Origin of the sequence: Paenibacillus rhizosphaerae, from assembly GCF_014192015.1 — a bacterium.
Lineage (GTDB): Bacteria > Bacillota > Bacilli > Paenibacillales > Paenibacillaceae > Paenibacillus_AQ > Paenibacillus_AQ rhizosphaerae.
This window is the reverse complement of the sequence record NZ_JACHXJ010000002.1, coordinates 1,673,651-1,688,565: the sequence shown is the minus strand read 5'-3', so window position 1 is coordinate 1,688,565 and position 14,915 is coordinate 1,673,651. Positions and strand designations below refer to the sequence as shown.

The window sequence follows — 14,915 nt, the reverse complement described above, 5'->3', positions numbered from 1 at the left end:
GTCTTAGAGATGTGATACAAAGTGGATAAAGAAATAAAAGGATTAATAGTTCTGTAATGAAATCACGATCCATTCTTTACAATTTATAACAGCAGCCAAAATTGGCGGCTATATGCTTTATTTCAGTTATAGTACTTTTATTTATACCACTGTCATAGTTGTCAATTAAATTCTGGTTGCTGCTTACCTGTCACAGTAAGCGCAAATCTATGATAGTATTACTCTTCTCCTCCGCGATCACTAGCACAGAACCAGTGGCAATTGTGGACCCCCTCTAACATTAAGGACAATGGATTTATTAGCCGTGTTGGACAAAAATTAACTGTTACCGGCATTTTCCAGCGAAAGCGAACCAAGGCGGCACATCCACTCATCCGGATCGGGCAGCGGCGCTACATTGGCCGCGAGATTCTTCTCGAGAATCGCATTCATGATCGGAGTGCCCAGCGCCGTCATATCCATGCCGAGCCCAAACGTGGAGGGGAGCATATCCCGTGCGGTAATCGGCCGGCGTGCCGGCACGGTATCGTCCAGCGGCCTGTGGGGCCGTTTCAGCACCTGCCGGTTGGCGAGCTCAGGAAGCCACTGCTCTACTAGGTCATCCAGCTGCAGCTTGCACTCGTCGAGCAGAACTATCGCCGACGCGACCGCGACCGGCTTGGAAGAGGACGCTATCCGGAAAATCGTATCCCGACGCATCTTGCCGATCGCTTCGACGTGCGTCACGCCGTTCCGGCTGACCAGAGCGACGAACCCAGGGATCTTCCCGGAATCGACATACCATGCCAGCACGTCGCGAATTTAGCACAGTCTTAGAAGCCTTTGTTGATTTGTCAAGTACCTTACCTATTCTTAATTGAAAGCTGGACTGGCCGGTTTATTAAATCTGTTTTAATGAACCACCATTACCATATTTTCAGATCCGGTTACAAAGGAAGCTTGATCTGAGGCAACGAAAGCGATCACTGCGCCTACTTCATCTGGAGTTCCCAAATGCTCCAAAGGTAACCCTCGAACATTCTTCGCAAAATGCTGAATCGCGTCTCTTTTTCCATCTTATATGTCGTAGCAAATCCTTCAGCAAAGCCGCCAGAACGATCCCAAAGTGGAGTTCGCCACTCTTCATCACTTACACTGAAGAAGCCATTGCGAATAGGTGCGATTCCAACATTGTTGACAAGAATGTCAATCTTCCGAATGAATCAATTGCAGTCTGGATCAGTGACTCAGCCCCTTCCGGATTACTTAAATCTATGGAAGCAGCAACGAGATTCTCAGAATCGATACTCTGCAGCATATCAATCCCCCGGCTGGCTCCAACAACCTTTACTCCTTCTTGTAGGAACAGTTTCGTTGCTATTAAACCAATGCCTGAATTAGCTCCAGTAATCACGGCCCACCTCAAAAGAGCTAGGGTATTTGCTTCCAAGCGATAAGATGTGCCTTTTGGATATTAAACAATCCAATCCTGCGTTCTTTATTTTGCTTACCATTGAAAAAATCAATAAAAGTATCACTTTGATTTTTAACCCATAAGTCAGGGATTCCTGACCATTGTTTATCATTAATTAAGTTAATATATGTTGTGACTATATTTTCAGTTGTACCTTCATTTGAATATGCTGAATTTCCCGTCAGCATGTTCATACATAATAAAAGTAAAAACGTAATTATTTGTTTAGGCACTTCGCATCCCTCCAGAATTGTTACCGGAGCTAGTATGCCCAAACAATTTTATAACGAGTATCCTGTCGCTATCCTTCCCGTTAGCGTAGCCGTTTTTTACGACTTCCAAGACTCCTTCATCCATCCACCAACAGGCCCAAGCACGTATGAACAGATGTTTTGTAACTCTTCCGTCGAACCAAGCGAGCTAATACATTTACTAAGATGACTGGCCATGATGGGATCATGTGCTTTTAATTCTTCAATTTGATATTTAGTTTTGACTGCCCACCTGTTTTGGAAGATAAAATGTGCCTCTCTACACACTTTTGAAGTATATCTAACGCAAGCCATTTGCTGTAACATGTTCCATTTACTTATTGCGTTATCCTGCCCGTTAGCTTAATGACCAGTAACATATGTGTTGGGGTACTTGAAGCAATCCGCATAGAATTTCAACGCTTCCAAATAAAACGATCAATGTTCCTCATTATCCACGTACTTTCAACACCTCTCAGACATTTCCCCAAAGAAAATTTTTTGCCGTCACTTATGGGAAGGTTCACCGCGTTGCCCCTCACCCTGTGTATGCCCTGGGGATTCCATAATACATTTCGAATTGAGGACCCTCAACCTGTTCTTATCCAGATACCGGAAACCATTCCGTATAGTTTTTGTAGCTGGAATGGTTCTAATTCAAGTACGGCGCTCAGTTCTTGATGATTATATATAGTTAATTCCTATTAATATAATACATTTTATATATTAGAACTATAACGCTTTTGTGTTTTACAATAAGTTAACAATATTCTAATGGGGGTAGATGCATGAAGGATTCTGCTGATCAAAGTTTGGTACACAATGAGTCTTATCTCTCCATCGTACTTGTAGCTGGAACAGGTATGTTTCTTACGACCTTAGACTCAGGAATACTTAACGTTGCTATCTCTTCCCTTGTTCAAGAGTTTCATTCTTCTGTCACGACGGTAGCCTGGACCATTTCTCTTTATACGATTGTCATATGCAGCTGTATTGTAGTCTTCGGTAGACTAAGCGATCGTTATGGACGTTTAAAAATCTACTCAATGGGATTAACGTTATTTGCGCTTGCTTCAATGTTTTGCGCCTTTTCAGAAACAGTAATGCAGCTGATTTTATTTCGAATTTTACAAGGGATAGGGGCTGCCATGCTTCAGGCAACTTCAGTTGCCCTAATAACAACCTTAGTATCACCTAATAAAAAGGGCGAGGCATTAGGGGCTCTAGCGTCATTCTTTGGTTTAGGGCATGTCCTCGGACCTGCGGCGGGTGGAGTGATCTTATCGACTGTAGGCTGGAAATGGCTTTTTTTAATGAATATACCCATTTGTCTCCTTTGTTTACTTGCATGCCGATCTGTCTTAAAAGGAAAAGGATCACCAATAAGTAACCATCAGCCGTTAAATTTGTCCGGCAGTCTTTTGCTGTCAGCCTCCATTTTTTTTCTTGTTTATGGATGCTCTCAGCTAGAATCTCTTCATCCCGGCACATATATTTACATTCTGATTTTTGCAATCCTTATGTTCCTGTTTATTCATAGAGAAAAAAGGGTAGTCAATCCCATTGTTCCCTTATCGTTATTTAAGAACGGGTTCTTCACAATCTCTCTATATGCGATTTTTTCTTATGGGGGCGTTACACGCCTTTGTATGGTTGTCGTACCCTATTATTTAGAAAAAAAACACGGTTTTGTCCCTTGGCAATCCGGCATAGTAAATTTGTTGTTACCCCTGGGCATTGTCCTGACTTCTAGCATAGCCGGCAGGCTGATGAGGAGCTGGGGCACGTTTCGATTAATGATAGTTGGACTTTGCTGTATGTTCGTTCCGCTACTGATTCTTGCTTTTCAACAACTGAACTGGCACTTAACAATCGTTTGCTTCATGCTTTTTGTTTATGGTTTAGGCGCAGGGCTTTTCCAACCCTCAAACATAGCGGCTATCATGGAAGCCGTTGGTCCAGCGCATCAAGCAACAATTGGCTCTGTCCAAAGACTTGTGCAGAACGTTGGAATTTCATTGTTCACTGCAGTTACAGCCGGATTCCTACAATCCTCCACTCATGATGTATCGTTAGGCTCACGCAACTCTTTCTACTTGGCAGCTGCGGTCACTATCTTAGGTATTTTGGGGTTTATCATAGTAAAACTATTTGAAAAATCATACAGGAAGTAAATAAGGCTCAGCAGAGGAAGAGACTTCTTACCACTGACAAAAAGGAGCAACATCAAGAGCAATTTAGAAAAATGATGTGCATATTAAAGCACGTCATAATCTCAGTTGCTTGATAAATCCATTACATATTTATCTATATAAAGTTGCGCTATCCTGCCCGTTAGCTTAAAGAAAAATGGAGCTGTTGCCAACGGCCAACTGCTCCTTTGCTGGGCTAAACTATAAACCGTGTGAACACTGGACTGCGCAGCAGCCCCGCCTTGGTCCAGTTCCTCATTTTTACCTCGGCGCGGATCGGTTACTTCTTATGCTTTTGAATATATTCATTGATTTCGGAGTAACTTCCCTTTCCTGCTTCGTCCCCGAACGTCAGTCTTGCGGTATCACTTACGCCCCAATAGTCGCCATGACCAGTACCAAACGCCCAATAATCCAAGTCATGCAAGATTCGGTGCATATAACGCATAGCGGTAACGTCGTTTTCGTTTTGGGCTATTTCGGCAAGGTCGGCAAGCCGCAATAAGTCAATTTCAGCGCCTTGGACCTTTACAAGAACTTCCGCAAGATGGCGGTACGTTTCGGGCTTCATTTCGTCGTATGTGCGGGCGTCCTTCCAGTTTCCGTTTTCGTCGTCTTTTTTAAAAGTCTTGTACGCTCCGTAACCTAGCCAAGTATTGAATTGTTCGTGAAATTGTACGATTGTTTTCCTAGCTTCGTCTTCAGTTGGGTCAAGACTCTTAACGTCCGTACCCGCGAGCGCTTCAACACCTTGGGACGTTGTTACCGGGTTCGGCGCTGCTTCGTCGTTTGAAGTTGCGTCGGCCTTGGTGGGATTTACGAACGCGTTGACGCCATACCAAGCGCCAACCCCAACGATACAAAGCGCAAGAGCGGCGGAAGCGACTTTAATTTTCCAAGTAATCATAATTCAATTCCCCCTAAATGCCAAAAATCGTATCATAAAATTATAGGTTGACGTTGGTAAGATATGCACTAAAAGTTATAGACGGAAGAAAGTCAAAATGAGTTTCAACAAAATAATACCCCGACAAATAGCTTGTGCATGAAAATGATTATAAAAAGATTTCAACGACCCTGCGGAGGTAATATACGCGCCGCCTACCTTTACGCAATCTGCGTCAAACTTTTCAATTATCGTGCCTTCTTCGTGAACAAATTCTTCCCCGGTTTCTTTATTTGACGTTTCGTTGATGAATCGCTGCGGCGAACAATTCAACGTTTGACTTTAACATTCTTTTTTCCATTGTTACGTCCCTTCTTTATTCCGTTAAAAAAACAATAATACTCATTTTATCCAGGTAGCCCGATTACTCTAGAAATACTGTACTCACCAAGGTTCTTTTTAGTTTCAGGATTTGTGAAGTATACGATATCGCCAGGGCTAATCGCTTGGTCATTGTAATACTTCAAATCAATCACAACCTGTCCTTCTAAATCATGATTTCCACGATCCATATTGTCATAATTATGATTATAGATGATCTGCCCTGAATCCAACTCATTATTGGTTACTGTACTAATCATTGGTCTTGTTATGGAATCAGTGATAATTTTACTTGTGTCACCGAACTGCATCCTGCAAAGACTTACGGATAGCCTTGGTAAGCAAGTAAAACATGCCCAACAAACAAAATATTGGTTTGGTATAGGGGGGATTTTTATGACAAATGCATTGCAATCAATTATTGAACATTACTTTCCTCTAAAAACTGTAAATATTGAACCTGTTCCGTTCGGGTTAACGAATACAACCTGTTTCGTAACGGTAAGCGACCAAAAATACGTAGCTCGTCATTACGACCGTTACACCAAGTCCGTAGAAAGTTTGCACTTAGAAATGGAAGTGACATCATTTCTGCTACGCTCGACTCTTTCGTTTAATATCCCTTCGTTTCTGCCAACGCAGAATGGAGACATGTTTGTGACGTTATCAGATGGGACAATGGGTGCTCTCGTATCTTATATTCAGGGCACGGTTCCACCGCTTCAAACACCAGATGATGCACACTTATTGGGTCGCGTTGTCGGTGAAGTCAGTGCGAGATTGAGCGAATATGAAAGACCGAAAGATATAAAATACGATGGAATCCAATTTACTGACCTTTATCGGCTACATCCCCTTGCGAGTGCGGAAAATGTAGCTTCTTTCTGGAAACGACCGCCTTTTCCAGTTACAGACGAGCAAAAACATTTTTATAACGAAGCACTGATTTCTGTTAAGGCAAATCGTGAAGCTCTATTGTCCCTGCCCCGACAACTGGTCCATCACGACTTATTGGTCTTCAACTTATTATCAGTGGACCGCTGTATTATGGGGGTCTTAGATTTTGATTTCCTTGCGGTTGATATCTCATTTTTGGAATTCGTGATAAGTCTTAATCATGTTCTCCAGATGTCTGGCGGCTCACTTGAATTGGCGGCGGCTTTTATTGAAGGGTATGCTGTGTTTCGGACCTGTTCATCTGAGGAATTGCTGCAACTACGCACATTGACCCGTTTGTACCATATTGCTGTCCTACACATATATATTGGACAATACGGGGCAGGTAAGGATAATTCTACTGCTTTTGCCTACATTGCAAATCAACTAATTGAGCGAGATAACTGGTTAAATCAAAATGAAGGTCATCTAGAAGAGTTGCTTTCACTGTTATTAAGATTAGGAAAGTCCCAAAAATCAGAAGAATAATCGACCGCAGAACAAGCGTCGATTATTTAACATGAAAATCAACAATAAAATTTAACATAGCCTAAGACAAAAATGTCTTAAATAACAGAGCAAGGTAATCCAAGTATTGAGTAACCGATCACAGTATACAAAAAATAAATTGAAAACGGGGCATAACCATGAAATCTGACGAGAATAATTGAAAGACTTGCTGCCATGAATATACTGGAGATCAACTTCCTGCCAATCCATACTCCTGCGACTACTGTGAATTCCCCCTTCATGAACCACGGAGCACTATTTTGAAAATATCCCGAATAACAAGGACGTATTAATTATGTAATAGTTACGTTATCCTGCCCGTTAGCTTAATGAATTTTTGCATGGCTACCCTGTTGGGATACTTATCTAATCGGTAATCGGGCTATGTTCTTATCCATTACGGTAATCGGAACAAGTTCTTGTCCTCGACTCGGGACAAGAACTTGTTCTGATAAAACAAAAAAGCCGCTAATAATAGCGACTCTCAATGGGACTATGTTCTTGTCCCTCGACATTATTTTTAATAAAATCGACAAAGGCTATGTCAAGTCCTATTGTTGATTTATAAAAGAAGACCACCTTGGTGAGAAGGTGGTTTATTGAGCTCTTGTTTCCCGTAAAAGGACTCTGTATTGGAATCAACTGCGGATCTCATAAAACTCAGTACTCCGAGGAATCATTATCAAACCAGTGAAGGTATTCCCCGTATCCTTCCTTCTTCAGATCCTCCTTCGGAATAAAGCGAAGCGCCGCCGAGTTAATGCAATAACGCAACCCGCCTTTATCCTGCGGGCCGTCGGCAAAGACATGGCCCAAATGGGAATCCCCTTCCTGGCTCCTCACCTCGGTACGAATCATGCCATGGCTTTGATCCATCTTTTCCGTCAGGCGAGATTCACCGATCGGTTTAGTAAAGCTGGGCCATCCACAGCCTGAATTAAATTTATCAAGCGAACTGAAGAGGGGCTCTCCCGAAACAACGTCCACATATATCCCTACTTGATCATGATCCCAATATTCATTATGAAATGCCGGCTCTGTGCCGTTATTTTGGGTCACTTCATGTTGAATCGGCGTCAACTTCTGCTTTATTTGCGCCAGATCCTTCCTGTGCTTCCAATGCTGTTCTTCATAATGTTTATCGTTTATGCCGTTCATTTCAGCACCTCTTTCTTCAATATTCAAGATGACGAAGGTATAAGAAACATGCCTCATTACAATGATCAGCAGCTGGCCGGCCAAATTAAATTTACTGCTCTAACTGGGTATCTATTTATGTAGAATCCCCAATTCCCGTGATTTTATCAACTCCCTCACCGTACCCATAACCTGGCGCCGGCTGCAGATCCTTTTAAAGAGCACTTTCTAATTACGTCAAATCATATACCGGAAGCACTCGGATCTCTATCCAGGTGCTTCCGGTATATAATGAATTTCAAAGCCTTGACAAGTGTCCCTCTATTTCTGCTCTCAATTGTTCAAACCACTCTAAGTTAACCAAGTGATGGGAACGGGAATTTTCGTTCATTCGGCGGTAGTAATCGATTGTGCCGGGAAGCTCTTGTGTTTTGGACAGGTATTCATCAAGGAGGGCGATTCGGGTCTTAGTCTGGTCAATTTGCGATTGGATCAGTTCCAGCAATTTGTTTTTGTCGTAATCATCAGCAAAGAGCAACGCCCCATAAAATTGCAGATTCACATATTCCGATTTGGTGCCGTATTTGACCATTAATTTTTCGAATTCAGACATTCCCGATTCGGTGATTATAAAGTTCCGAGTTTCGCGCCCACTGATTGAAGAATTCTGCTGAATCTGTTCAATCCAACCTTTTTCTTCAAGTTGCTGCAGATTGTAATAAAACGAGCCTTTTGTGAAATTTACAATGTATTTGTAATGGCGTTTTTCCATTAAGGCCAGCAGTTCATAGCCGTGAGCGCCGGGGTTTTGGATGAGCAAGCCAAGGATGAGTAAGGGAATCAAGGCTGCATCACCTTCGCCATCAGCGTCTCGAATTCTGCGTACGTGATTTTATCCGAAGCCAAATCCATGCTATGAAGGTAAATCTGTTCTGTTTTCGAATAGTTTCGCTTCACTTTCAGCGACTGCTCCTCCCCAGGGATGGGTTCCATGACATGACACTTTTTCGAAAAAGCTTCGAAATAGCGGTAGCCGAATTTGCGTTGGGAAACAGCGTCTAAATGAATGCCATCAGGATTCGCGGTCAAATCTGCCGCTGTTACAAAATAACAATTTTGCTGTTCATTAGCGAAACGCTCTAATTGTTCATTGACCTGTCGATACTCTGTCGCGTGCTGTCCAAAACCGGTCATCCCAAGGAAATCACCAAGTCCGCCAATGATCAAAGGTACCTCATTAAGATTTAATTCTTTTCTTAGGATCTCGATGATAAGGGTTAATTTCTCATCATAAGTTTCATGTAGTGAACCATAACTATCGCTCTCACCCTGGTGCCATAGGATTCCTTGGATTTGACTGGACCGCAGGGCGAAGCGGGCTTCGGACAAAGCATGCTGAAAAAGGATGCCATCCGGATGCCAGTCATCCAAGGAACTGCCGCCTTCCGCACAAGGAATCAAACCAATTTCTTCATCGGGATTGGCTTTCGACCAGGCATCGGCAAAAGACGCCGCCAGGCTTATACCGGAAACCGGACGGTCGTAATTAATCGGCTCTGTCATCATCTGCCACTGTCCATTGCGCAGCATTTTTATTTTTTCATTATAGATAGGATCGACTTCATTCAAAAATCCTCGACCCGCCATATTCGATTGCCCCAACATTAAGAATGACTTTATCATTTACTCTTCATTCCTTTTCATCACTATTATGGTCTAATTAGACTTAAAAATACTATATAGTCTAACTAGACTATAGTCAATGGAATTATAAGGGCTCAATTCTTTATCTAACACCATATTCACGCTTCTGGGCATCCGGCAAGGTCCTTTACACTGGCGTAAACCTTGGACAGAATTCATGTTGTATTCTCCTTGGTTTTGTTTTGGTATCCGTTCGCTGGCCAGCTACCATCTCAAAACAATTTTACCAAGGAGTCTTTTTCTTTCTCATAACTGATATTTCTGCGTTATAGGAATGCTGCCTGTTAGTTTAATGAGCTTATCGGTAATCGGCTCATGTTCTTGTCCTGGGCTCGGGACAAGAACTTGTACCGATAAAACAAAAAAGCCGCTAACATAGCGACTTTCAATGGGACTATGTTCTTGTTCTTCGACATCGGAGGACAAGAACTTGTACCGTTAAAGTACCCATTACAGCCGCTGCTGCGCCCTTTTCGCTTAGTTGCAGAAAAAACGGGCTACCTATTACCCCCATCACTTTGCCCTTAATTTTATCCCCGGTGGTATAACGAGAAAAGGTCGCTGCATAGAGGTTATAATTTCGCTCAGCTAAACTGCCCCGTTAGATTGATTGATTAAATCACATGGAAACATAGTTAGTCTTATTTAATCGGTAATCGGCTCATGTTCTTGTCCATTACGGCAATAGGTACAAGTTCTTGTCCTCGACTCGGGACAAGAACTTGTACCTATAAAACAAAAAAGCCGCTAAATTAGCGGCTTTCTATGGGAATATGTTCTTGTCCCTCGACATGTCACATGCAATGGCCCATTCAATTCCCCTATGATCGACAACAGCTCATGCGCCGGAGGTCGGGTGGCTTTCTCTTGCCCACAATTTACTCAAAAAAGCTGCCGTGAACGCCAAAAACGAAAGAGCTAAGCGAGAATAGACGCCTAGCTCCTTGGTTTTTTACGAGCAACATCCTATTTTGTTGCTGAGGGTGTTCCAAGGTTTACTTTTGGGACACCCTCTTCAGTTGAATCAAAGCAGACCTTCGAGCCCTAATTAATTGTAACTTGCCTTGCGGCAAACTCGTGGGTAACCAATTTTACTCAAGATGGTAATTCATTATGGCTTCAAAAGCTCGTGTTGGTGCCCACTCAGCTTGATTTTGTACTGTCCAAACGTTTTTTTCCTTTCATCTGAACTTAGATTTCCAGCGCGTTGATAACCGAATGTAGAGATCCCATCTTTATCAATGGGCCAATCATAGACCTTACCTAAGGTATCAAACCCATAATAAAATCCAGGCATACCTAAATAATCTGAGGACCATTGTCCATTATTGTGTGTTGCATATTTCAAATTGGTTGTTTGATCGGCATCTTGCGAGCCACGTTGATACTGAGTTAGATAATAGACATTGCCTAAATATGTTTTTACCGACTTTATTGGCATATTTTCAGTAGCTACTCTTGAAATCGATTCTCCATTTACCTGATATAAAATAAATTTTTGCGTTGTAATCCAGTCATAATTCAGATAGAAGTCACTCTTCTCAGTTTTGAACCAAATATCTCCAAGATGAATTGTGTTCTTGTCGTCATTTGTTACATGATAACTAAAGTCGTCGAACGTATAGAAATCTTGGCTTACCCGTAATTTATTGTTCTCTTTTATTACAACCAAATATTTATCACTATAAATAACATTCTTACCTTCGTAGGTCAGCCCATAGACGCGAATTAGTTTGGACTCTTCAATCGTTGAAGTATTGACATCCCTTATAATAATAAGTCTATATGGCTGAGTTTTAGTGCTTTTTTGATATACTACTTTTTTGTTCAGAGCCTCCCCAATGTATCTAAGAGGAATATAGGTTGAGCCATAGTAGATGTTTGCAGGTACATCCATAGCAACGGTTTTACCGTCTATAGTGATGTTTTTATTTTTTATTTTCATTAAAATTGTTTTATTTGAATACTGAATGCGAATGGACTGACTTTTTGTATTGAAATCTACTGCTGCACCAAATCCTTCAGATATCAAACGAAGTGGCACTAATGTTCTGCCATCTTTAACAATCGGTTTTACAGCCGGTTCCTTTTGACCATTGATTAATGCCACGGAACTGTCCAGGGAAAGAACCATCGTGTTTTTAAAATCAGTACTCGTATCATTTTTAGTTTGAATACTCTCTGCTTCAATCGTACCCATTAAGGAAAAAAATAATGTGGAAGAAACAATAGTTAATAAAAGAAAAAGCTTTGACTTCATAAATACACCTCTCTTTTTGTATATTAGCTTTAAGTTAACAATATATGTATAAGCTGTATTATACACGTAATTTACTGGAATTACCCGAAAGTTACCGGCTTTCCTAACTTCGACTCCCCGGAAGTCCTGGGCCCGAGCCACGTGCTTAGACTTAGCGATATCTACCCCGACTATGAGAGTCGTTGATGTGATTTGAGTTATTCGCTCGTTTTGAGTAGAATTCATGTTGTATTCTCCTTGGTTTTGTTTTTGGTATCCGTTCGCTGGCCAGCTACCATCTCAAAACAATTTTACCAAGGAGTCTTTTTTTTCTCATAACTGATATTTCTGCGTTATAGGAATGCTGCCTGTTAGTTTAATGAGCTTATCGGTAATCGGCTCATGTTCTTGTCCATTACGGCAATCGGTACAAGTTCTTGTCCTGGGCTCGAGACAAGAACTTGTACCGATAAAACAAATAAGCCGCTAACATAGCGACTTTCAATGGGACTATGTTCTTGTCCTTCGACAACAAAGTCAATTGTGTTGTGCGACTTCCAATGGGACTATGTTCTTGTCCTTCGATACGGCCATAGCGGCAGGTGGTTGCTGTCCAAGTCCTGCAGCCGGGTTAACCAGACCTGCTCCGAGCGAAGGATATGACTTAGCAAACGGACCGCTTCAGGCTCGGCGTTCCCGTCCCCTGCAGTTTGCAGCGAATCCAGTATGCGCCCGTCGGCCCAATAAAGCTGTTCGAACATGCTGCGAATCGTTTTCATTTTGCCAATACCCTCTTTCAACAGTTTCCCTTCTTAAATCAGGGTAAATGAGGAGTTCTCCAACGGCCTATTGTTTCCTTATAAATCATTTGCAATTTCAAGGATATCATCAAGCTTTTTTTGTTTAATTTCAAAAGTACTCACCTTTGTATAGTGTTTGCCCAGATAAAACAAAGAAGCCGCTAAAATAGCGACTTTCAATGGGAATATGTTCTTGTCCTCCGACAACGGTTAACCATATATGTTCTTGTCTTTTCCGGCTAACGATATATGTTCTTGTCGTCTTACAAATGCAATGAGTCTGTTACGTCACACTATCTAAGATCAGTAGTAAATAATACGTAAATATGCCGCCCTCATCTGAGGGCGGTTTTAAGGCCATCCACTCCATGGATGACTTCACCAAAACTTAACGGCTTACCGATGGATTATAGCAGCTGCTTCAAATGAACTTCCGGCTCGTAAGGGATTAACGGTTGATTATTCCGAAGCCGCCACACGAAATCTGGATTTGCTAACAATGGCTTTCCAAATGCGGCTATGTCGATGACACTTGCGCGAATCGCATCCGCCGCAGAACTCGGGGTCAACCCACCTACGCCAATTATGGCACCGTCCCAGCGCTTGCGGATGAGCTCGTGCAGCGTCATACCGTCAGCCACTGGCTGGGTGAACGTATTCGTCGAAGGATGAAGCACACGCAAGTCCGTCTCCCGAAACACCTCCAAATACGCTTCTATTTCCGCCATTGGATCCTGCCACTTGAAGTTGGGTTGATCGTCCTTCAATTCAGAGAAGCGAACGATAACTCGATCCATGCCTATAGCTTCTCCGACGGCGCAAAGCACCTCTTTCATGAACTGAAACCGCCCCGATCTCCCTCTTCCGTAGCGATCGGTCCGGCGATTCGTGACCTCCCAGGCGAATTGGTCGATCAAGTAGCCATGTGCTCCATGGAGTTCTACGCCATCGAACCCCGCTTCAATCGCGAACCTCGCCGCCTGTGTATACTGTTGGACAGCTCCCCCGATCTCCCGGATTGTCATCGATTCGGGCATTGCAAAAGGCTTGCGAAGCCGGTGCACGAGTCCCTCCGCTTGCACGGCTGACGGGGCTTGCGGTGCATGTCCTCCGGTAAGATCGGGATGCGTCAGCCTCCCGACATGCCATAGTTGCGCGATGATCGTGCCGCCTTCCTCATGCACCGCTTCCGTTACTTTACGCCATGCGTTTGCTTGCTCTCTCGTATATAAGCCTGGAACTCCGAATGTCCCTTTGCCTCGGGGCGACGGTGTAATGCCCTCCGTAATAATCAGGCCGATCCCATCTTGAGCCCTACGCTGATAATAGGCGACAACGTCTTTACCGACTGTCCCCGTTGTATCATCCGCAAAGCTACGCGTCATCGGCGCCATCGCAATGCGCGTCCGAAGGTGCCAGTTTCCGATGCGTACAGGCTGTAGTAATTCTTTATATTTCATTTTGTCTCTCTCCTTATCGATTTCATTTCAGTGAATAAATTTTATATAATTAATTCGATAGATCACATAGAATTTTAAAGGTATTAAACCTGAATGTTTGATATAATCATTTAATTTCTCGAAATTCACATTAAATATAAAGGGGTCTTGCCATATGGACGACTTGGACAAACAAATATTGCTCGTGCTGCAGGAGCAAGGACGCATCTCGATGACGGATTTAGGCAAAACCGTCTCCTTATCACAACCCGCCGTCACCGAGCGAGTGCGCAGGCTGGAAGAGAAGGGAGTCATCGACCACTATCGTGCCGTCGTCGCTTCGGAGAAAATCAACAAGCCGATCGCCGCGTTCGTTCTGTTCTATACGAAAGGATGCGACCGGTTCGTGGAATACTGCGAGCAAACGCGCGATGTTGTCGAGTTGCATCGTATCAGCGGTCACCAATATAATTTCCTCGTCAAGCTGGTCACCGAATCGCTGCAGACGCTGGAGAGTACGATCAATCAGTTGGGAGCCTTCGGCGATTCCACCACGCTTATCGTATTATCATCTCCTCTCAAGCAGAAACCACTGGCTCCTTAATTCGAAACGAACCTAAAGAACAACCAATTGGGTGCCCTTAGAAACTTACGGAACAAACTTGCCGTTACTTATGATACGGTTTAGCGCGAATTATCTTAAACTATCCTGCCCGTTAGCTTAATGAATAATGGAGCAGTTGCCATCGGCGGAATTTCTTTATTTGTTGAATTTGACTTGAATTTGATGTCATAAAAACAAAAAAGCCGCTTAAATAGCGGCATTAAATGATATTTTTTTGTTTAAACATCATTTTATGAGTAGAATATTCACTTACTGAATTTGGTCTTTCGTTGATTCCCATTATTAATTTAATGCGCGCTTGGGGTGATCAAAATGAAAATGTAATTATTCAACGGAGAATGGAACATTTTTCTTGAACTCCA

The 14,915-nt window shown here is 42.8% G+C and carries 13 protein-coding genes and 3 pseudogenes; 4 read left to right on the top strand and 12 right to left on the bottom strand.

Annotated features, from left to right (window positions below):
• Positions 1 to 339: 339 nt before the first annotated feature.
• The 4 genes and pseudogenes from FHS19_RS16290 to FHS19_RS16275 all read right to left on the bottom strand — a co-directional run.
• Positions 340 to 801 (bottom strand): annotated as a pseudogene (locus FHS19_RS16290) (serine hydrolase); the annotation flags it as partial.
• 90 nt (positions 802 to 891) lie between these two features.
• Positions 892 to 1,038 carry an SDR family oxidoreductase gene (locus FHS19_RS35705; RefSeq protein WP_183583006.1) on the bottom strand — a complete coding sequence of 49 codons (147 nt, stop codon included), beginning with the start codon at positions 1,036 to 1,038 and terminating at the stop codon, positions 892 to 894.
• A 91-nt stretch (positions 1,039 to 1,129) separates the two neighbouring features.
• Positions 1,130 to 1,393 (bottom strand): SDR family NAD(P)-dependent oxidoreductase, encoded by a 264-nt coding sequence (locus FHS19_RS35700; protein ID WP_183582792.1) that lies wholly within the window; start codon positions 1,391 to 1,393, stop codon positions 1,130 to 1,132.
• A gap of 17 nt (positions 1,394 to 1,410) precedes the next feature.
• A complete protein-coding gene (locus FHS19_RS16275; RefSeq protein ID WP_183582791.1) occupies positions 1,411 to 1,686 on the bottom strand; it encodes a hypothetical protein in 276 nt (91 codons plus the stop codon).
• An 806-nt stretch (positions 1,687 to 2,492) separates the two neighbouring features.
• Here FHS19_RS16275 and FHS19_RS16270 point away from each other — a divergent pair.
• A complete protein-coding gene (locus FHS19_RS16270; RefSeq protein ID WP_183582790.1) occupies positions 2,493 to 3,878 on the top strand; it encodes an MFS transporter in 1,386 nt (461 codons plus the stop codon).
• A 298-nt stretch (positions 3,879 to 4,176) separates the two neighbouring features.
• On the opposite strand, the gene FHS19_RS16265 is transcribed toward FHS19_RS16270, so the two are convergent.
• A complete protein-coding gene (locus FHS19_RS16265; RefSeq protein ID WP_183582789.1) occupies positions 4,177 to 4,803 on the bottom strand; it encodes a hypothetical protein in 627 nt (208 codons plus the stop codon).
• Between the two features lie 386 nt (positions 4,804 to 5,189).
• On the bottom strand, positions 5,190 to 5,474 hold the full coding sequence (locus FHS19_RS16260) for a hypothetical protein (RefSeq protein WP_183582788.1): 285 nt from the start codon (positions 5,472 to 5,474) through the stop codon (positions 5,190 to 5,192).
• A gap of 85 nt (positions 5,475 to 5,559) precedes the next feature.
• Between FHS19_RS16260 and FHS19_RS16255 the strand changes: the two genes are divergently transcribed.
• Entirely contained in the window at positions 5,560 to 6,588 is a 1,029-nt protein-coding gene (locus FHS19_RS16255) for a phosphotransferase enzyme family protein (protein ID WP_183582787.1), read from the top strand.
• 681 nt (positions 6,589 to 7,269) lie between these two features.
• On the opposite strand, the pseudogene msrB reads toward FHS19_RS16255, so the two are convergent.
• The 6 genes and pseudogenes from msrB to FHS19_RS16225 form a co-directional block, all read right to left on the bottom strand.
• Positions 7,270 to 7,740: pseudogene (msrB, locus tag FHS19_RS16250) on the bottom strand (peptide-methionine (R)-S-oxide reductase MsrB); the annotation flags it as partial.
• Positions 7,741 to 8,044: 304 nt separating this feature from the next.
• Positions 8,045 to 8,590 carry a PadR family transcriptional regulator gene (locus FHS19_RS16245; RefSeq protein WP_183582786.1) on the bottom strand — a complete coding sequence of 182 codons (546 nt, stop codon included), beginning with the start codon at positions 8,588 to 8,590 and terminating at the stop codon, positions 8,045 to 8,047.
• Entirely contained in the window at positions 8,587 to 9,429 is an 843-nt protein-coding gene (locus FHS19_RS16240) for a sialate O-acetylesterase (RefSeq protein ID WP_183582785.1), read from the bottom strand. Before FHS19_RS16240 ends, FHS19_RS16245 begins: the two co-directional genes overlap by 4 nt.
• A gap of 1,132 nt (positions 9,430 to 10,561) precedes the next feature.
• Positions 10,562 to 11,935 carry a copper amine oxidase N-terminal domain-containing protein gene (locus FHS19_RS16235; protein ID WP_312887239.1) on the bottom strand — a complete coding sequence of 458 codons (1,374 nt, stop codon included), beginning with the start codon at positions 11,933 to 11,935 and terminating at the stop codon, positions 10,562 to 10,564.
• Between the two features lie 320 nt (positions 11,936 to 12,255).
• Entirely contained in the window at positions 12,256 to 12,489 is a 234-nt protein-coding gene (locus FHS19_RS16230) for a hypothetical protein (RefSeq protein WP_183582784.1), read from the bottom strand.
• A gap of 407 nt (positions 12,490 to 12,896) precedes the next feature.
• Positions 12,897 to 13,949, bottom strand: a complete 1,053-nt coding sequence (locus FHS19_RS16225; RefSeq protein WP_183582783.1) for an oxidoreductase — start codon at positions 13,947 to 13,949, stop codon at positions 12,897 to 12,899.
• A gap of 154 nt (positions 13,950 to 14,103) precedes the next feature.
• Here FHS19_RS16225 and FHS19_RS16220 point away from each other — a divergent pair, with 154 nt between their 5' ends.
• Positions 14,104 to 14,532 carry an Lrp/AsnC family transcriptional regulator gene (locus FHS19_RS16220; RefSeq protein WP_183582782.1) on the top strand — a complete coding sequence of 143 codons (429 nt, stop codon included), beginning with the start codon at positions 14,104 to 14,106 and terminating at the stop codon, positions 14,530 to 14,532.
• Positions 14,533 to 14,801: 269 nt separating this feature from the next.
• Positions 14,802 to 14,909 (top strand): annotated as a pseudogene (locus FHS19_RS16215) (hypothetical protein); the annotation flags it as partial.
• Positions 14,910 to 14,915: the final 6 nt, after the last annotated feature.